The 19543-nt window shown below is 51.9% G+C and carries 15 protein-coding genes; 12 read left to right on the plus strand and 3 right to left on the minus strand.

Going from position 1 to position 19543, the window contains the following annotated elements:
• Nucleotides 1-50 precede the first annotated feature (50 nt).
• From pflB to ycaO, 3 genes are all read right to left on the minus strand, one after another.
• Complete coding sequence (gene pflB / locus HV107_RS18125) at nt 51-2333, minus strand: formate C-acetyltransferase (RefSeq protein WP_182060231.1); 2283 nt, start codon at nt 2331-2333, stop codon at nt 51-53.
• Nucleotides 2334-2384: 51 nt separating this feature from the next.
• Nucleotides 2385-3242 (minus strand): formate transporter FocA, encoded by an 858-nt coding sequence (gene focA, locus HV107_RS18130; protein ID WP_182060232.1) that lies wholly within the window; start codon nt 3240-3242, stop codon nt 2385-2387.
• 406 nt (nt 3243-3648) lie between these two features.
• On the minus strand, nt 3649-5409 hold the full coding sequence (gene ycaO, locus HV107_RS18135; RefSeq protein ID WP_182060233.1) for a 30S ribosomal protein S12 methylthiotransferase accessory factor YcaO: 1761 nt from the start codon (nt 5407-5409) through the stop codon (nt 3649-3651).
• A gap of 127 nt (nt 5410-5536) precedes the next feature.
• Here ycaO and HV107_RS18140 point away from each other — a divergent pair, with 127 nt between their 5' ends.
• The 12 genes from HV107_RS18140 to kdsB all read left to right on the plus strand — a co-directional run bounded on the left by HV107_RS18140 (nt 5537) and on the right by kdsB (nt 19424).
• Nucleotides 5537-6229 carry a DUF421 domain-containing protein gene (locus HV107_RS18140; protein ID WP_182060234.1) on the plus strand — a complete coding sequence of 231 codons (693 nt, stop codon included), beginning with the start codon at nt 5537-5539 and terminating at the stop codon, nt 6227-6229.
• A 161-nt stretch (nt 6230-6390) separates the two neighbouring features.
• Nucleotides 6391-7479: a 3-phosphoserine/phosphohydroxythreonine transaminase gene (gene serC, locus HV107_RS18145; protein WP_182060235.1), complete on the plus strand. Its 1089-nt coding sequence runs from the start codon at nt 6391-6393 to the stop codon at nt 7477-7479.
• A 70-nt stretch (nt 7480-7549) separates the two neighbouring features.
• Complete coding sequence (aroA, locus tag HV107_RS18150) at nt 7550-8833, plus strand: 3-phosphoshikimate 1-carboxyvinyltransferase (protein WP_182060236.1); 1284 nt, start codon at nt 7550-7552, stop codon at nt 8831-8833.
• 185 nt (nt 8834-9018) lie between these two features.
• Nucleotides 9019-9702 (plus strand): (d)CMP kinase, encoded by a 684-nt coding sequence (gene cmk / locus HV107_RS18155; protein WP_182060237.1) that lies wholly within the window; start codon nt 9019-9021, stop codon nt 9700-9702.
• 109 nt (nt 9703-9811) lie between these two features.
• Entirely contained in the window at nt 9812-11485 is a 1674-nt protein-coding gene (rpsA, locus tag HV107_RS18160) for a 30S ribosomal protein S1 (RefSeq protein WP_010429251.1), read from the plus strand.
• 170 nt (nt 11486-11655) lie between these two features.
• Nucleotides 11656-11943 (plus strand): integration host factor subunit beta, encoded by a 288-nt coding sequence (ihfB, locus tag HV107_RS18165; protein ID WP_014069584.1) that lies wholly within the window; start codon nt 11656-11658, stop codon nt 11941-11943.
• Between the two features lie 212 nt (nt 11944-12155).
• Complete coding sequence (locus tag HV107_RS18170; protein ID WP_182060238.1) at nt 12156-14420, plus strand: ComEC family protein; 2265 nt, start codon at nt 12156-12158, stop codon at nt 14418-14420.
• 36 nt (nt 14421-14456) lie between these two features.
• Nucleotides 14457-16205 (plus strand): lipid A ABC transporter ATP-binding protein/permease MsbA, encoded by a 1749-nt coding sequence (gene msbA / locus HV107_RS18175; protein WP_182060239.1) that lies wholly within the window; start codon nt 14457-14459, stop codon nt 16203-16205.
• Nucleotides 16202-17179: a tetraacyldisaccharide 4'-kinase gene (gene lpxK / locus HV107_RS18180; protein WP_182060240.1), complete on the plus strand. Its 978-nt coding sequence runs from the start codon at nt 16202-16204 to the stop codon at nt 17177-17179. The genes msbA and lpxK overlap by 4 nt, the downstream gene beginning before the upstream one ends.
• 44 nt (nt 17180-17223) lie before the next feature.
• Complete coding sequence (locus HV107_RS18185) at nt 17224-18453, plus strand: winged helix-turn-helix domain-containing protein (protein WP_182060241.1); 1230 nt, start codon at nt 17224-17226, stop codon at nt 18451-18453.
• Nucleotides 18454-18498: 45 nt separating this feature from the next.
• Nucleotides 18499-18681 carry a protein YcaR gene (ycaR, locus tag HV107_RS18190; protein ID WP_006174474.1) on the plus strand — a complete coding sequence of 61 codons (183 nt, stop codon included), beginning with the start codon at nt 18499-18501 and terminating at the stop codon, nt 18679-18681.
• On the plus strand, nt 18678-19424 hold the full coding sequence (kdsB, locus tag HV107_RS18195; RefSeq protein ID WP_182060242.1) for a 3-deoxy-manno-octulosonate cytidylyltransferase: 747 nt from the start codon (nt 18678-18680) through the stop codon (nt 19422-19424). Before ycaR ends, kdsB begins: the two co-directional genes overlap by 4 nt.
• Nucleotides 19425-19543 lie beyond the last annotated feature (119 nt).

The following is a 19543-nucleotide window of genomic DNA, read 5'->3' on the forward strand; positions in this document are numbered from 1 at the left end:
GTGGAGCCTTTATTGTACGCTTTTTAACGCGTGATTTCAGTCAATTCCAGTTAGATGGACTGAGTGAAAGTACGGGTGATAACGTCCTGCTGCTGTTCTTTAGTCAGGGAGTTAAAACGTACTGCGTAGCCAGATACACGGATGGTCAGCTGAGGATATTTCTCAGGATTTTCCATCGCATCGAGCAGCATTTCACGGTTCATCACGTTCACGTTCAGGTGCTGACCACCTTCGATGGACGCTTCGTGGTGGAAGTAACCATCCATCAGACCCGCGAGGTTGGTTTTACGTACTTCGTCGTCTTTACCCAGTGCGTTTGGAACGATAGAGAAGGTATAAGAGATACCATCTTTAGCGTAAGCAAACGGCAGTTTAGCAACGGAGGTCAGAGAGGCAACAGCACCTTTCTGGTCACGACCGTGCATTGGGTTAGCACCTGGGCCGAATGGCGCGCCAGCACGACGACCGTCTGGGGTGTTACCGGTTTTCTTACCATACACAACGTTAGAGGTGATGGTCAGAACAGACTGAGTCGGGATAGCGTTACGGTAAGTAGTCAGTTTCTGAATTTTCTTCATGAAACGTTCTACCAGGTCAACCGCCATGTCATCAACGCGAGAATCGTTGTTACCAAACTGCGGGTATTCGCCTTCGATTTCGAAGTCAACAGCCAGGCCGTCTTCGTCACGAATTGGTTTAACTTTCGCATATTTGATTGCAGACAGGGAGTCAGCAGCAACGGACAGGCCAGCGATACCACATGCCATGGTGCGAACAACGTCACGGTCGTGCAGCGCCATCAGAGAGGCTTCATAGCTGTACTTGTCATGCATGTAGTGGATAACGTTCAGTGCAGTGACGTACTGTTTAGCCAGCCAGTCCATGAAGTGATCCATACGGTCCATCACTTCGTCGAACTTCAGAACGTCGCCTTTGATTGGTTCAGATTTAGGACCAACCTGCATTTTCAGTTTTTCATCAACGCCGCCGTTGATTGCGTACAGCATGGTTTTCGCCAGGTTTGCACGTGCACCGAAGAACTGCATTTGTTTGCCAACGATCATTGGGCTCACGCAACAAGCGATAGCGTAGTCATCGTTGTTGAAGTCCGGACGCATCAGGTCATCGTTCTCGTATTGCAGAGAAGAGGTGTCGATGGACACTTTAGCGGCGAATTTCTTGAAGTTCAGAGGCAGTTTTTCAGACCACAGAACAGTGATGTTCGGCTCCGGAGAAGGACCCATGGTGTACAGGGTGTTCAGGAAGCGGAAGCTGTTTTTGGTAACCAGAGTACGGCCATCAACGCCCATACCACCGATTGACTCAGTTGCCCAGATTGGGTCACCAGAGAACAGTTCATCATATTCAGGAGTACGCAGGAAACGAACCATACGCAGTTTCATGACCAGGTGGTCAATCATTTCCTGAGCGTCTTGTTCAGTGATTTTGCCTGCTTTGATATCACGTTCGATGTACGCATCCAGGAAGGTGGATACGCGACCGAAGGACATTGCTGCGCCGTTCTGAGATTTAACAGCGGCCAGGTAGCCGAAGTAAGTCCACTGGATTGCTTCCTGAGCGTTGGTCGCAGGAGCAGAGATATCGCAGCCGTATTTAGCCGCCATCTCTTTGATCTGGCCCAGTGCACGATGCTGTTCAGCGATTTCTTCACGCAGACGGATAGTGGCTTCCAGATTTACGCCGTTTTCCAGATCAGACTGGAGAGAAACGAACTGCGCGTATTTGTCTTTCAGCAGGAAATCGATACCGTACAGTGCAATACGACGGTAGTCACCGATGATACGGCCACGGCCATACGCATCTGGCAGACCAGTCAGAACGCCAGATTTACGGCAGTTCAGAATGTCTTTGGTGTAAACATCGAATACGCCCTGGTTGTGGGTTTTGCGGTATTCGCTGAAGATTTTTTTCAGCATTGGGTCCAGCTCGCGGTTGTACGCTTTGCAAGAACCTTCAACCATTTTGATGCCACCGAACGGGATGATTGCACGTTTCAGTGGTGCTTCAGTTTGCAGACCAACAATTTTCTCAAGGGCTTTGTTGATGTAGCCAGCATCGTGAGAAGTGATGGTGGATGCAACGGAGGTGTCAAAATCAACTGGCGCGTGAGTGCGGTTTTCCAGTTTAACGCCTTCCATTACGCTGTCCCACAGCTTGGTGGTCGCGTCAGTTGCGCCAGCCAGGAAGGATTCGTCACCTTCATACGGGGTATAGTTTTTCTGAATGAAGTCACGGACGTTTACTTCATTCTGCCAGTCACCTTTCGCAAAACCTTCCCAGGCTGTGGCTAACTTTTCATTAAGCTCGGACATGTAACACCTACCTTCTTAAGTGGATTTTTTATTTACTGCCTGAGATAACCATCAATGATGGTCGTCGCCACGCAGGTAAATGACCCAGTATGTCAACCCAACTAACAGACCCCCACCGATAATGTTCCCGATAGTGACAGGGATCAGGTTATCAGTAATGAAGTTCATAATAGTCAGGTGAGAGAAACTTTCCGGGGTTGAACCAACCGCGGTCCAGAACTCCGGGCTCGCAAAGTTGCGGATTACAATTCCCATAGGGATCATAAACATGTTTGCGATACTGTGCTCAAAGCCGCTGGCAACAAACATCGCAACCGGCAGAACCATAATCATGGCTTTGTCCATCAGGCTACGACCAGAGTAGCTCATCCAGACAGCCAGGCAGACCATCAGGTTTGCGAGAATGCCAAGAGCGACAGCTTCGATAAATGTGTGGTGCATTTTGTGGTCTGCGGTTTGCAGGACGTTAAGCCCCCAGCCGCCGTTGGCGGTCATGTATTCGCCAGATAACCACATCAACAAAACAAAGAGCAGACACCCAATCAGGTTACCAACATAGACGTTTAACCAGTTACGCGCCAGTTGGCCCCAGGTTATTCTTCCGCTCGCTTTTGCGACGACAATCAGCACCGTTGAGGTGAAGAGGTCAGCGCCGCAGATGACGCAAAGAATCAGTCCCAGTGAGAAGCAAATACCGCCAATCAGTTTAGCCATGCCAAAAGGCATTGTGGCAGTACCGGTTGTGGCAGTGATGTAAAAGACAAAAGCAATGGAGATGAACACACCCGCGGTGATCGCCAGATAGAAGGTCTTCATCGGGTGTTTCGTTGCTTTATAGACACCCGCTTCTTCGGCAACTTTGGCCATCGCAGCTGGGAGTAAAAGATCAAAAGGGTTGTCAGCTTTCACACTAACTCTCTCTTTATTAAGTCGGCGACGAGATACTAACAAAGCATTATAGAAGAGAAATTGATATAGATCATATCTCGCCTGGCTTATAGGCCCGCAATGTGTATGGTTTTACAGCGAAAGCGGAGTAAGTATTTGATTATCCGTATAAAAATAAATTTTAAAAGTTATGAAAAGAGTTGAATTTTTTCGTGCGCGCTCCCGTAAAACAGTTAATTAAAATGGAGTATTTACCATAAAAAGTAACAGTCAAGCTTAGGTAAGTATTATTATATTTACCCATATTTAACTTTATTATTACAATCAAAAATCATTGCGAAAGAAATAAAAAAACGGGGCAATGAAATTGCCCCGTAATATAGCCCAGACGATTGAATCCGCCTACAGTTGGTAATGTTATATGCGCTTATTTTGACCAGTAAGCGGCTTTAGCCTTCTGTAACTTCTCATACGCGTTCAGCAGCGACTGATGTGCCGGGAAGGCTTTCAGATCGTTATCTACAGCGTGCAGGCCGTAGAACGGTTCTTCACCGCTCAGGGCCGCGCTGGCAGCTTCTACAGCGTCTGCGCCATACATACGCACGAAGGCATTCAGATATTGCAGCGGCTGACGTTCGTCTTCCTGCGAGAGCAGCAGCAGGGTTTGCAGGCAACGGTAGTAGTTTGCGCGTTCTGCGGAGAAGACAGACTGGTTGAACTCCATCGTCCATTCCGTCCATGCCAGCGCCTGATCAAGATCACCACCTGCTAAGGCCAGCATCGCTTTCAGCTCACCAATACGCAGGGTATACCAGCCATTGTCTTTACCGGTTGCCAGACCGAGCAACTCACGCACACGGGTAAAGTCATCGTGACCTTCGTCGTCCAGTTGCGCGATCAGGTTCAGATAGTCTTCCTTTTCCCACTCGCTACCTGGCAGAGACAGTAGTGTTTCACGAAGATGCGCACCCATACTGTTATTTGCCAGCCACAGATCTTCTGCCGGATAAATATCAGACATGCCAGGTACCAGAATACGGCAAGCGTATACGCTCAGGTGTTCGTAGTCGGCAATATAGACTTCTTTATCTTCAGCTTTGAAGATGGCCATCAGGGTGGCGAACTCTTCTTCAGTGGTGCCTGCAAAGCTCCAGTCTACAAACGGGTAGTCCGCATCCTGCTTAAACATATCCCAGGAGATCAAACCGCTTGAATCGATGAAGTGGGTTTCGAGGTTCGCGTGTTCAGCCACTTCTTCGTCGTCGAAGGTTGGCGGGGTAAACACGTCGAGGTCTTTCAGGCTACGGCCCTGAAGCAGTTCGGTGACCGTACGTTCCAGCGCGACACCAAAGTCAGGATGCGCACCAAAGGAAGCGAAGCAGGTACCGTTCGCCGGGTTGAACAGCACCACGCAGATAACCGGGTATTTACCTCCCAGAGAACCATCATAGGCAAAGATTGGGAACCCTTCAGCTTCCAGCTTCGCGATAGACTCCACAACGCCCGGGTAACGCGCCAGAACCTCGGCCGGAATTTCAGGCAGGCTGATGGATTCTGCGATAATGCGGTTTTTAATGTGGCGTTCGAACACTTCAGACAGACCCTGCACACGCGCTTCGTTGCGGGTGTTCCCGGCAGACATACCGTTCGACACATACAAGTTACCGACGATGTTCATCGGGATGTATACGGTCTGCTCATCAGACTGACGGGTAAACGGCAGGGCACAGATACCGCGATCCTCATTACCGGACTGTAAATCGATAAGCATACTGGCGGTCAGTTCGTTATCGGCGTCGTAAAACGCGCGCAGTCGGGCATCCAGAATGCCTTCCGGCAGTTCGTCATCTTCGGTCAGCGGGAACCATTTTTCATTCGGGTAGTGAACAAATGGGCCATTAGCGATGGTGTCACCCAGCCAGAAGTCGGCGAAGAAATAGTTGGTGGACAGACGCTCAAAATACTCACCCAGCGCAGAGGCCAGTGCGGCTTTTTTGGTTGCGCCTTTACCGTTGGTAAAGCACAACGCGCAGTCTTTGTCGCGAATATGCACGGACCAGACGTGAGGAACCGGATTCAGCCAGGAGGCTTCTTCAATATTAAAGCCCAGGTCGGTCAGTTTCTGCTGGAAGCGAGCGATGGAATCTTCCAGAGCGGCGTCTTTGCCGGGGATAAACGTTTGAGTCATGGCGTTCACTTTTATCGTACGTAAAGCGCGCAATGATACGGGTTTTGCGTGACGGGTGCTATCTTCGGCGAAAATAAATGACTGGGCTATGCTTAGTGACAGTAACTCTCTGTTAAGGCATAAAAAAATGAAAGCATTCGATCTTCATCGGATGGCATTTGACAAAGTTCCACCCGATTTTTTATGGGAGGTGGCGCTGCGTAGTCTTTATACCTTCATCCTGGTCTTTCTTTTCCTCAAAATTACCGGGCGTCGCGGTGTTCGCCAGATGTCGCTTTTTGAAGTGCTTATTATCCTGACGCTAGGGTCCGCGGCCGGGGATGTTGCCTTTTATGACGATGTGCCGATGGTGCCGGTCTTCGTGGTTTTTGTCTCACTGGGCCTGCTGTACCGGCTGGTGATGTGGCTGATGTCAAAAAGCGAAAAGCTGGAAGACCTGTTTGAAGGGAAACCGGTGGTCATCGTCGAAGATGGGCAACTGGCCTGGGAGAAAGTCCGCGGCGCCAATATGACGGAATTTGAATTCTTTATGGAGTTGCGGCTCAACAGCGTAGAACAGCTCGGGCAGGTGCGTCTGGCCATCATGGAAACGAACGGACAAATCAGCATTTATTTCTATCGCGATGATGATGTGAAGCCTGGCCTGTGTATCCTTCCTGAAAGCTTCGTTGAGCGGTTTAAGACGATACCTGAAACGGGTGAGTATGCCTGTATAAGATGCAGCCATGTCGAAGCGATGCAGGCAGGAGAGCATCAATTATGTCCCCGTTGCACGAATCCAGAATGGTCGAAGGTTAGCCGGGCCAAACGTATCACCTGACAGCCATTTTGTCGGTTTTGTTACAGCGAGGTGGCAGATTGTATTGTGTGACGACGGGCACATTTCGCCGGTCATAAGTTTTAGACATTGCGGCGCGTGTCACTGAATGATAAAACCGATATCCACAGTAATAACTTATTGCTTTTAGCGTGGTGAGGGAAATGGCTCAAGTCTTTAATTTCAGTTCAGGTCCGGCAATGTTACCGGTGGATGTGCTCAAACAGGCTCAACAGGAACTTTGTGACTGGCAGGGTCTGGGCACGTCGGTGATGGAAATCAGTCACCGTGGCAAAGAATTTATTCAGGTAGCTGAAGAAGCAGAAAAGGATTTTCGTGATCTGCTGAATATTCCCTCGAACTACAAAGTATTGTTCTGCCACGGCGGCGGGCGCGGTCAGTTTGCGGGCGTACCGTTGAACATCCTGGGCGACAAAACCACTGCTGACTACGTTGACGCTGGCTACTGGGCGGCAAGCGCCGTTAAAGAAGCCAAAAAATACTGCTCACCAAATGTTATCGACGGCAAAATCACCGTTGATGGCCTGCGCGCCGTTAAGCCGATGAGCGAGTGGCAGCTTTCTGACAACGCTGCGTACCTGCACTATTGCCCGAACGAAACCATTGACGGTATTGCCATCGATGAAGTGCCGAATTTCGGCAAAGATGTGGTGGTTGCTGCCGACTTCTCCTCAACAATCCTCTCCGCGCCAATTGATGTCAGCCGTTTCGGCGTTATCTACGCGGGCGCGCAGAAAAATATCGGGCCGGCTGGGCTGACGCTGGTCATCGTGCGTGAAGATTTGCTGGGCAAAGCCCATACTTCATGCCCGTCAATCCTTGATTACACCGTGCTGAACGACAACGACTCTATGTTCAACACCCCGCCAACATTTGCCTGGTATCTGGCAGGCCTGGTCTTCAAATGGCTGAAGCAGAATGGCGGCGTGGCGCAGATGGACAAGATCAATCAGCAAAAAGCCGATCTGCTGTACGGTGTGATTGATAAGAGCGATTTTTACCGCAACGACGTGGCGCAATCCAACCGTTCCCGCATGAACGTACCTTTCCAGCTCGCCGACAGCAGCCTGGATAAGCTCTTCCTTGAAGAGTCCTTCGCGGCGGGTCTGCACGCGCTGAAAGGCCACCGTGTGGTGGGTGGGATGCGTGCTTCTATTTATAACGCCATGCCGCTGGAAGGCGTGAAAGCGTTGACCGATTTCATGGTCGACTTCGAACGTCGCCGCGGTTAATCACGCTGATTTTTCACCCCCGCAGTTATGCTGCGGGGTTTTTATTATGTTGAGTTGAGAGTTAAGTTTCATGGAATCCCTGACGTTACAACCTATCGCGCGGGTAGATGGCACCATTAATCTGCCTGGTTCAAAAAGTGTCTCGAACCGCGCTCTGCTGCTGGCAGCTCTGGCAAACGGCACCACCGTCCTTACAAATCTGTTGGACAGCGATGATGTTCGCCATATGCTCAATGCGCTGAAAGCGTTGGGAGTTCATTACACGCTATCTGATGATCGCACGCGTTGCGAAGTGACCGGTAACGGTGGTGCGTTGCACTCTGGCGAAGCGCTAGAACTGTTTCTGGGGAACGCCGGTACCGCGATGCGTCCGCTGGCAGCTGCCCTGTGCCTGGGCAGCAACGACATTGTGTTGACCGGCGAGCCGCGCATGAAAGAGCGTCCAATCGGTCATCTGGTGGATGCCCTTCGTCAGGGCGGCGCGCAGATTGATTATCTGGAGCAGAAAAATTATCCGCCACTGCGTCTGCGCGGTGGTTTTACCGGTGGCTCCGTTGAAGTTGACGGCAGCGTCTCAAGCCAGTTTCTGACAGCCCTGTTGATGACCGCGCCACTGGCACCGCAGGATACAGTCATTACCATTAAAGGTGATCTGGTTTCTAAACCTTACATTGATATCACGCTGCACCTGATGAAAACCTTCGGTGTTGACGTTGAAAACCAGACGTATCAACGCTTTGTCGTGCGTGGCGCGCAGCAATATCAGTCCCCGGGCAACTACCTGGTTGAAGGCGATGCGTCATCTGCCTCTTACTTCCTGGCTGCCGGCGCGATTAAAGGCGGTACGGTGAAAGTGACCGGTATCGGGCGTAACAGCGTGCAGGGCGATATCCGTTTCGCTGACGTGCTGGAGAAAATGGGGGCTGTTGTGACCTGGGGTGATGATTTCATCTCCTGTACACATGGCGAGCTGAACGCCATCGATATGGACATGAACCATATCCCGGATGCCGCAATGACCATTGCGACAGCTGCGCTGTTTGCGAAAGGTACTACCACGCTGCGTAATATCTATAACTGGCGCGTGAAAGAAACCGATCGTCTGTTTGCGATGGCGACTGAATTGCGTAAAGTGGGTGCAGAGGTAGAAGAGGGCGAAGATTACATTCGCGTGACACCTCCGGCCAAATTGCAGGTTGCAGAAATTGGTACCTACAATGATCACCGTATGGCGATGTGCTTCTCGCTGGTGGCGTTGTCCGACACGCCTGTGACTATTCTCGACCCGAAATGTACGGCGAAAACCTTCCCGGACTACTTTGAGCAGCTGGCGCGCATTAGTACGCTGGCCTGATGACATTATGCCGCATTCTGCGATGCGGCATTTCCTTACGCTTCCTGACGTTCATTCCTGCCCATTTCTTCTACACTCTGCTTCATTAAATCCGTAATTTGCACGCAAAGGTAACAGTTGCGCACGTTGGCGCGTATAATGCGCGGCGTTTATGTTAACGGTATGCCTTGATTAAGGAGAAAAAGATGACGGCAGTTGCCCCGGTAATCACCATTGATGGGCCTAGTGGCGCAGGGAAAGGTACTCTGTGCAAGGCGATGGCGGAAGCATTGCAATGGCATCTTTTAGATTCAGGAGCAATCTATCGCGTGCTGGCCCTGGCTGCGTTGCATCACCATGTGGATGTCGCATCTGAAGAAGCGCTGGTACCGCTGGCGGCGCACCTGGATGTGCGTTTTGTGTCGACCGACGGCAACCTTGAAGTGATCCTGGAAGGGGAAGATGTGAGCGGAGAAATCCGCACGCAGGAAGTGGCTAATGCCGCCTCTCAGGTTGCTGCATTTCCACGCGTTCGCGAGGCGCTGCTGCGTCGCCAACGTGCCTTCCGTGAAGCGCCAGGTCTGATAGCCGATGGGCGTGATATGGGTACAGTGGTATTCCCTGATGCACCTGTTAAAATTTTCCTTGATGCTTCCTCTGAAGAACGTGCGCATCGCCGTATGCTTCAGTTGCAGGAGAAGGGCTTTAGTGTTAACTTTGATCGCCTTTTATCCGAGATAAAAGAGCGCGACGACCGCGATCGTAACCGCGCCGTTGCCCCACTTGTTCCTGCAGAAGATGCATTAGTTCTGGATTCCACCAGTTTAACTATTGAGCAAGTGATTGAAAAAGCGCTACAATATGCGCGCCAGAAACTGGCACTCGCGTAATTGCGACCGATTTAGCAGTACCCCCGCTGCAATGGATTGACGGCGGGTATGTGAAACAACCCCATCCGGCAGGAGCCAGGTGGACGTTATATTAACCTGAAGATTAAACATGACTGAATCTTTTGCTCAACTATTTGAAGAATCCTTAAAAACAATCGAAACCCGTCCGGGTTCCATCGTTCGTGGTGTTGTTGTTGCTATCGACAAAGACGTAGTACTGGTTGACGCCGGTCTGAAATCTGAGTCCGCCATTCCGGCAGAGCAGTTCAAAAACGCCCAGGGCGAGCTGGAAATCCAGGTTGGTGACGAAGTTGACGTTGCTCTGGATGCAGTAGAAGACGGCTTCGGTGAAACCCTGCTGTCCCGTGAAAAAGCTAAACGTCACGAAGCTTGGATCACGCTGGAAAAAGCTTACGAAGAAGCTGAAACTGTAGTCGGTGTTATCAACGGCAAAGTTAAAGGCGGCTTCACTGTTGAGCTGAATGGTATTCGTGCGTTCCTGCCAGGTTCTCTGGTAGACGTTCGTCCAGTTCGTGACACCCTGCACCTGGAAGGCAAAGAGCTTGAGTTCAAAGTAATCAAGCTGGACCAGAAGCGTAACAACGTTGTTGTTTCCCGTCGTGCTGTTATCGAATCCGAAAACAGTGCAGAACGTGATCAGCTGCTGGAAAACCTGCAGGAAGGCATGGAAGTCAAAGGTATCGTTAAGAACCTCACTGACTACGGCGCATTCGTTGACCTGGGCGGCGTTGATGGCCTGCTGCACATCACCGACATGGCGTGGAAACGCGTTAAGCACCCAAGCGAAATCGTGAACGTTGGCGACGAAATCACTGTTAAAGTGCTGAAGTTCGACCGCGAACGTACTCGTGTATCCCTCGGCCTGAAACAGCTGGGCGAAGATCCATGGGTTGCTATCGCTAAACGTTACCCAGAAGGTACTAAACTGACTGGTCGCGTTACCAACCTGACTGACTACGGCTGCTTCGTTGAAATCGAAGAAGGCGTTGAAGGTCTGGTGCACGTTTCCGAAATGGACTGGACCAACAAAAACATCCACCCATCCAAAGTTGTTAACGTTGGTGATGTAGTGGAAGTTATGGTTCTGGATATCGACGAAGAACGTCGTCGTATCTCCCTGGGCCTGAAACAGTGCAAAAACAACCCATGGCAGCAGTTCGCGGAAACCCACAACAAGGGCGACCGTGTTGAAGGTAAAATCAAGTCTATCACTGACTTCGGTATCTTCATCGGCCTGGACGGCGGCATCGATGGCCTGGTTCACCTGTCTGACATCTCCTGGAACGTTGCAGGCGAAGAAGCAGTTCGTGAATACAAAAAAGGCGACGAAATCGCAGCAGTTGTTCTGCAAGTTGACGCAGAGCGTGAGCGTATCTCCCTGGGCGTTAAACAGCTCGCAGAAGATCCGTTCAACAACTGGGTTGCACTGAACAAGAAAGGCGCAATCGTAAACGGTAAAGTGACTGCAGTTGACGCTAAAGGCGCAACCGTAGAACTGGCTGACGGCGTTGAAGGTTACCTGCGCGCTTCTGAAGCTTCACGTGACCGCGTTGAAGATGCAACTCTGGTTCTGAGCGTTGGCGACGACGTTGAAGCTAAGTTCACCGGTGTTGACCGTAAGAACCGCGCTATCAGCCTGTCCGTACGTGCTAAAGACGAAGCTGACGAGAAAGATGCAATCGCAACTGTTAACAAACAGGAAGATGCAAACTTCTCTAACAACGCAATGGCTGAAGCTTTCAAAGCAGCTAAAGGCGAGTAATATCAAGTTCTCTGCATCATTTTGAGCTGTAACGCAATTACAGTGAGAAGGATGAGGAGCAGACTTGACAGATTGCAGGATTCGTCCTGTAATCAATAACAAAGGGCGGCTACGGCCGCCCTTGTTTAATGAGCTGTTCAGCTAATTGGTTTGAAGGAACCGGAGGAATCATGACCAAGTCAGAATTGATTGAGAGACTTGCCAGTCAGCAACCGCATGTCCCGGCGAAGGCCGTGGAAGATGCTGTTAAAGAGATGCTGGAGCATATGGCCACCACTCTTGCCCAGGGCGAGCGCATTGAAATCCGCGGTTTCGGAAGTTTTTCTCTGCACTACCGTGCTCCACGTACCGGGCGTAACCCGAAGACAGGCGATAAAGTAGAGCTGGAAGGTAAATACGTTCCACACTTTAAGCCAGGTAAAGAACTGCGCGATCGCGCCAATATTTATGGCAACTGAGTTTAGCCTTCAGGGTTAAACTGGGTTAAAAAGAAAGCACCTTAGGGTGCTTTTTTTGTTTGACGTTATTCTATTCTGAAGATGCCTCGCAATTCTGTATCCGCTTTTCTGCAAACTGAAAAAATCATTACAGCGCCCGCTGTCGTTCTCACTTTCTCTGCCTGACTCTCACCCTTAACAGCCACATACTCCTGCAAAACAGGGAGGTTGTGATGGGGATACCGACGATCAGTATGTGCGCGATTCTGGCAGTAATACCACTGCTCTGGTTGCCCGTGTTGCCAGGTATGCATGGGGTATGGGTGATGATCGCGACAGGGGTTTTATTCTCATTACACCGGTTAACGGGAATGCGCTTTACAGGCCTGTGGATGCTCTTTTTTTCCTGGGCAGTACTGTCGGCAATGGAGCTCGTCTGGCCGATGCAGCATTTAACCCACGAAGCGCAACAGGCTGAGGTGGTGATCACTGAAACGGATGGTGCAACGACCCATAAAGGAAAGATTGTTTCCCTGAATGGAAAGCGCTGGTGGCCCACAACTGGCGTGGTGCTATACGGCAATGAGTTACCGCAGCCAGCCTGCGCAGGGCAGCGTTGGGCGTTGACACTGCGCCTCAGGGCCGTACATGGTGAGTTAAATGATGGCGGCTTTGATTCACAGCGAAATGCATTTGCCCGGCACCAGACATTGACCGGCAGATTTACAGCGGCAGAAATTGTCGATGGATCCTGTAGTTTACGCTCACGCTATCTGGCTTCTTTGCAAAACACACTTTCTTCTTATCACTGGGGGCCGGTGATCCTGGGCCTGGGGATGGGAGAGCGTCTGGCAGTGTCCCGGGAAATCAATAATCTGATGCGTGAGACCGGCACGATACATCTGATGGCAATATCCGGGTTACACATTGCACTTGCTGCATCAGTTGTATGGCTACTGGCCCGGGGCGTGCAGTTTTTCTTACCCTGCCACTTCATTAACTGGCGAATGCCTTTACTGGCGGGGCTTTTTTTTGCCGCCTTCTACGCGTGGCTGACAGGCCTGCAACCGCCCGCGTTACGTACGGTTATCTCGCTCGCAACCTTTGCGGCATTACGACTCAGCGGGCGATGCTGGTCAGCCTGGCAGGTTTGGTTATGCTGCGTGGCAGCCATTCTGGTTGCCGACCCGATGTCTGTACTTTCCCAGAGCCTCGTATTGTCAGCTTTTGCCGTAGCGGCACTGATATTCTGGTATCAGTGGTTACCGCTGCCGCCCTGGCGACTAACCCACTGGTTACGGCCATTGGGACATCTGCTGTATCTACAGGTGGGGATGTTGCTGCTGCTGTTGCCATTGCAGGTGCTGATTTTCCATGGATTCAGCCTCTCTTCACTAGTGGCTAATCTGTTTGCCGTACCCCTGGTGACGTTTATCTCTGTTCCACTGATCCTGCTTGGCCTGTTACTGCATTTGTTGCCGTTAGCTGCTCTGGAAATGGCTATCTGGCTCGCGGCGGATAAATCAATGGCGTTGCTTTTCTGGTTATTGATGCATTTACCCGACGGATGGCAGGACATCGATGAACGCTGGCAGTATCTAACACTGCTGCCCTGGTTCGCCGTTATTGGCTGGCGCTTGCACATCTGGAAAACAGCGCCGGCGGTGTGCCTGGCGGGTACTGTTTTACTGACGTTCCCGCTCTGGAGAACGATGAAAAATGATAGCTGGACGCTGCATATGCTGGATGTGGGACAGGGGCTGGCTATGGTTATTGAACGTGAGGGCAGGGCGATTCTTTACGATACCGGGCTTGCCTGGCCAGGCGGTGATAGCGCCCAGCAGATCATTATTCCCTGGCTACGCTGGCATCACCTGGCCCCCGACGGTGTCATTGTGAGCCATGAGCATCTTGATCATGCCGGGGGCCTGCAATCATTACAAAAAGTCTGGCCGGTCATGTGGATAAGAAGCTCACTGCGCTGGGCGGGGCATCTTCCGTGTTTCCGTGGTCAACAGTGGCGATGGCATGGGTTAACATTCACCGTTCACTGGCCACCTGAAGATCTGTCTGTAGCGGGTAATAATCGCTCTTGCGTGGTAAAAATCGATGATGGCAGGCAGAGCGTTCTGTTGACGGGCGATATTGAGGCTAAGGCTGAACAGGCGATGGTAAGCCATCACTGGCGTTATCTTACGTCTACACTCATTCAGGTGCCTCATCATGGGAGCAATACCTCTTCCTCACTGCCACTGGTTCAGCGCACGGACGGAAAAGTTGCGTTGGCCTCTGCAGCACGCTATAACGCATGGCGATTTCCGTCGGTAAAAGTGGTCGGACGTTACAGAAAAGAGGGCTATTTATGGCTGGATACACCTCAATCTGGACAAATCTCCGTGACTTTTTCGCAACATAGCTGGCAAATCCGCCGCTTACGCGATCAATATTTACAGCGTTGGTATCATCAGTGGTTTGGCGAGCCAGTAGATAACGGGTAGAATATGCGGCTATTTCAACAAGTGCTGGTTTTTTGAATGCATAACGACAAAGATCTCTCCACGTGGCAAACGTTCCGCCGACTCTGGCCGATGATTGCACCTTTTAAAACAGGCTTGATCGTGGCGGGCGTAGCGTTAATCCTCAACGCAGCCAGCGATACTTTTATGCTATCGCTCCTCAAACCGTTACTGGATGACGGTTTTGGTAAAACGGATCGCTCAGTGTTGCTATGGATGCCTCTGGTGGTTGTCGGACTGATGATCTTACGCGGTATCACCAGCTATATTTCCAGTTACTGCATTTCATGGGTATCGGGAAAAGTGGTTATGACCATGCGTCGTCGGCTGTTCAGTCATATGATGGGGATGCCCGTCTCTTTCTTTGACAAGCAGTCTACCGGGACGTTGTTGTCACGTATCACGTATGACTCAGAGCAGGTGGCATCGTCATCCTCCAGCGCACTGATTACCGTTGTGCGTGAAGGCGCGTCGATCATCGGCCTGTTTATCATGATGTTCTACTACAGCTGGCAGCTGTCGATCATCCTCATTGTTCTGGCACCAATTGTTTCTATTGCAATCCGCATGGTTTCTAAACGTTTTCGTAATATCAGTAAGAACATGCAGAACACTATGGGGCAGGTGACGACCAGCGCAGAGCAGATGCTGAAAGGGCATAAAGAAGTGTTAATTTTCGGCGGTCAGGAAGTCGAAACGAAACGCTTTGATAAGGTCAGCAACAAAATGCGTCTCCAGGGGATGAAAATGGTGTCGGCCTCTTCTATTTCCGACCCGGTCATTCAGTTGATTGCATCCCTTGCACTGGCATTTGTTCTGTATGCCGCAAGCTTCCCAAGCGTGATGGAAACCCTGACTGCCGGTACGATCACCGTGGTCTTCTCCTCGATGATTGCGCTGATGCGTCCGCTGAAATCACTGACTAACGTGAACGCGCAGTTCCAGCGCGGTATGGCGGCTTGCCAGACACTGTTCAGCATCCTGGATTCCGAACAGGAAAAAGACGAAGGCAAACGTGTCATTGAACGCGCCCAGGGTGACGTTGAGTTCCGTAACGTCACCTTCACCTACCCGGGCCGTGAAACCCCTGCGCTGCGCAACATCAGCCTGAATATTCCGGCGGGTAAAACCGTTGCGCTGGTGGGGCGTTCTGGTTCAGGTAAGTCAACTATTGCCAGCCTGATCACGCGTTTCTACGACATTAACGAAGGTGAGATCCTGTTAGACGGTCACGACCTCAGGGAATACACACTGCAATCGCTGCGTAATCAGGTTGCGCTGGTGTCCCAGAACGTTCATCTGTTTAACGATACAGTTGCCAACAACATCGCTTATGCACGTACGGAAGAATACAGCCGCGAGCAGATTGAAAACGCTGCACGCATGGCCTACGCGATGGACTTTATCAACAAAATGGATAACGGTCTTGATACGGTCATCGGTGAGAACGGTGTACTGCTCTCGGGTGGTCAGCGTCAGCGTATCGCCATTGCGCGCGCACTGCTGCGTGATAGCCCAATCCTTATTCTGGATGAGGCGACCTCTGCGCTGGATACGGAATCTGAGCGAGCCATTCAGTCTGCGCTGGATGAACTGCAAAAGAACCGCACGTCACTGGTGATTGCACACCGCCTGTCGACTATCGAGCAGGCCGACGAAATCGTTGTTGTTGAAGATGGCCTGATTGTCGAACGTGGCAGTCATGCCGATCTGCTGGCACATCGTGGCGTTTACGCCCAACTTCACAAGATGCAGTTTGGCGAATGATCGCACGCATCTGGTCAGGTGAATCCCCACTGTGGCTGTTGCTTCTGCCGCTCTCCTGGCTTTATGGCCTGGTGAGCGGCGTCATTAGCCTGCTTTATCGTATGGGGATAAAACGTGCCTGGCGTGCGCCGGTTCCTGTTGTGGTGGTCGGTAACCTGACTGCCGGTGGAAATGGCAAAACGCCGGTCGTTATCTGGCTGGTGGAACAACTTAAAGCGCGCGGTATTCGCGTTGGGGTAGTGTCACGCGGTTACGGTGGCAAAGCGGCTCAGTACCCATTGTTGCTGACATCCGACACCACGACGGCTGAAGCTGGTGATGAGCCTGTTTTAATCTACCAGCGAACAGGTGCGCCGGTTGCTGTGTCGCCTGTGCGTAGCGAAGCGGTTCAGGCTCTCCTGGCTGAACATGACGTACAAATCATCATCACTGACGACGGCCTGCAACATTACGCACTGGCGCGTGACAAAGAGATTGTGGTCATTGATGGCGTTCGTCGTTTTGGCAATGGCTGGTGGTTGCCCGCCGGGCCGATGCGCGAACGTGCTTCACGACTGAAGTCAGTTGATGCGGTCATTGTGAATGGTGGCGTGGCGGAGCAGGGCGAAATTCCTATGCATCTCCATCCCGGTCTGGCCGTGAATTTGCTGACCGGGGAGCGCAAGGCTGTTGCACTACTTCCGGCTCTGGTTGCAATGGCGGGGATTGGGCATCCACCTCGCTTCTTCACTACTCTGGAACAATGTGGTGCAAGGCTTGAGAGGCGTGTTCCGCTGGCCGACCATCAGGCATTCGTGCCGGAACAGGTTGCAGCCTTCACCGTTCCCGGACAGACGTTGATCATGACAGAAAAAGACGCGGTGAAATGCCGCGCCTTTGCAAAAGAGAACTGGTGGTATCTGCCGGTTGACGCTGAACTCAGCGGTGAGCAACCGGAACAATTGCTAAAGGACCTGATTGCGTTGGTGCATTAATCGCAAACGCGGTTCTGGTGGCGCTTTGACTGACAGGAAAACGCATGTCTCTACCGCAACTCTCACTCTCAGCCGCACGTAACTTACATCTTGCCGCGCAGGGGCTGCTGAAAAAGCCTCGTCGCCGCGCACAACCTTCCGATATTCTTTCCACCGTGCAGCGTATGTCTCTGCTGCAAATCGACACCATTAACATCGTGGCCCGTAGCCCCTATCTGGTGCTGTTTAGCCGCCTGGGGGCGTATCAGCCTCAGTGGCTGGACAATGCGCTCAGCCAGGGCGAGTTAATGGAGTACTGGGCGCATGAAGCCTGCTTTCTGCCGCGCAGCGATTTTTCGCTGGTGCGTCACCGGATGCTCTCCCCGGATAAAATGGGCTGGAAATACCGCCAGGAGTGGATGCGGGAGCACGCCGCTGAAATCGAACAACTTATTGCCCATATACAGGAAAACGGCCCGGTTCGTTCGGTTGATTTTGAGCATCCACGAAAAGGGGCGAGTGGCTGGTGGGAGTGGAAACCGCACAAACGCCATCTTGAAGGATTGTTTACTTCAGGAAAGGTGATGGTGATAGAACGCCGCAATTTTCAGCGGGTGTATGACCTCACGCATCGCGTAATGCCGCACTGGGATGACCAGCGCGATCTGCTCTCGCAGGGGGATGCTGAAGCCATCATGCTGGCAAACAGCGCCCGAAGTCTGGGGATCTTTCGCCCACAGTGGCTGGCGGATTACTACCGGCTTCGCCAGCCAGTGCTAAAACCTCTGCTGGACATGTGGCACCAGGCGCAGCGTGTTATCCCGGTTGAAGTCGAAACGCTTGGTGAGATGTGGCTGGACGCTGATTTGCTGCCCCTGTTGCCGCAGGCTCAGGAGGGTAAACTCCAGGCGACGCACAGCGCGGTGCTTTCACCTTTTGATCCGGTGGTCTGGGACAGAAAACGTGCCGAGCAGTTGTTTAATTTCAGCTACCGGCTGGAGTGCTACACCCCGGCGCCAAAACGTCAGTACGGCTATTTTGTTCTACCGCTGCTGCACAAAGGGCAACTGGTCGGGCGTATGGATGCCAAGATGCACCGCAAAACGGGAGTACTCGAGGTTATCGCCCTCTATCTTGAAGAGGGGGTAAAAGTGACCGCAACGCTTGATAAAGGGTTAGCAACCGCAATTACGGATTTTGCCGTCTGGCAGGGTGCCCGGGAAGTGACGCTGGGGCGTTTACCTGACGGGCTGTTTACAGCCTGTCGAAGTGGCTGGGAAACAGGCACTCCCTGAAAAGGGATTGTGTTAAGCTTTAGGGATTACCCATACGGAGGAACTATGGATCACCGTTTACTTGAAATTATTGCCTGCCCGGTGTGCAACGGCAAACTGTACTACAGCCAGGATAAACAAGAACTGATTTGCAAACTGGACAGCCTGGCTTTCCCTCTGCGTGACGGTATTCCGGTTCTGCTGGAAAACGAAGCCCGTTCACTGGTGGCAGAAGAGAGCAAACCATGAGTTTTGTTGTCATTATTCCTGCGCGCTATGCTTCAACGCGCCTGCCAGGTAAACCGCTGGTGGATATCAACGGCAAGCCGATGATTGTGCATGTCCTCGATCGCGCCCGCGAATCGGGTGCCGATCGTGTTATCGTGGCAACCGATCACCCTGATGTCGCCCGGGCTGTAGAAGCAGCGGGTGGCGAAGTGTGCATGACCCGTGTCGATCACCAGTCCGGTACAGAGCGTCTGGCTGAAGTGGTCGAAAAATGCGGCTTCAGTGACGATACTGTCATTGTAAATGTGCAGGGCGATGAGCCGATGATCCCGGCGGTAATTATCCGCCAGGTTGCAGAAAATCTGGCCCAGCGTAAGGTGGGAATGGCCACGCTTGCGGTGCCTATTCACCACGCTGAAGAAGCGTTCAACCCGAATGCGGTGAAAGTGGTGATGGACGCAGAAGGCTATGCCCTCTATTTCTCCCGGGCGACGATCCCGTGGGATCGCGATCGCTTTGCGGCGTCGAAAGAGACAATTGGCGATACCTTCTTGCGCCATCTGGGGATTTACGGCTACCGCGCAGGCTTTATCCGCCGCTATGTGACCTGGGCGCCAGGCCCGCTGGAACATATCGAAATGCTCGAACAGCTTCGCGTGCTGTGGTACGGCGAGAAGATCCATGTTGCCGTTGCTCAGGAAGTCCCTGGCACAGGGGTTGATACCCCAGAAGATCTCGAACGCGTTCGCGCAGAGCTGCGTTAATCTCTCAGCATCCCCTCGCCTGGGGGGATGTTTAACCGCCTGGGCTTTTCTCCTTTTTCTTTCCCATAATTGATCTCATTCGGGTGACAACCGTCGCCACCACGCTCATTATAAAAGCA

The organism is Enterobacter sp. RHBSTW-00175, assembly GCF_013927005.1.
GTDB lineage: Bacteria > Pseudomonadota > Gammaproteobacteria > Enterobacterales > Enterobacteriaceae > Enterobacter.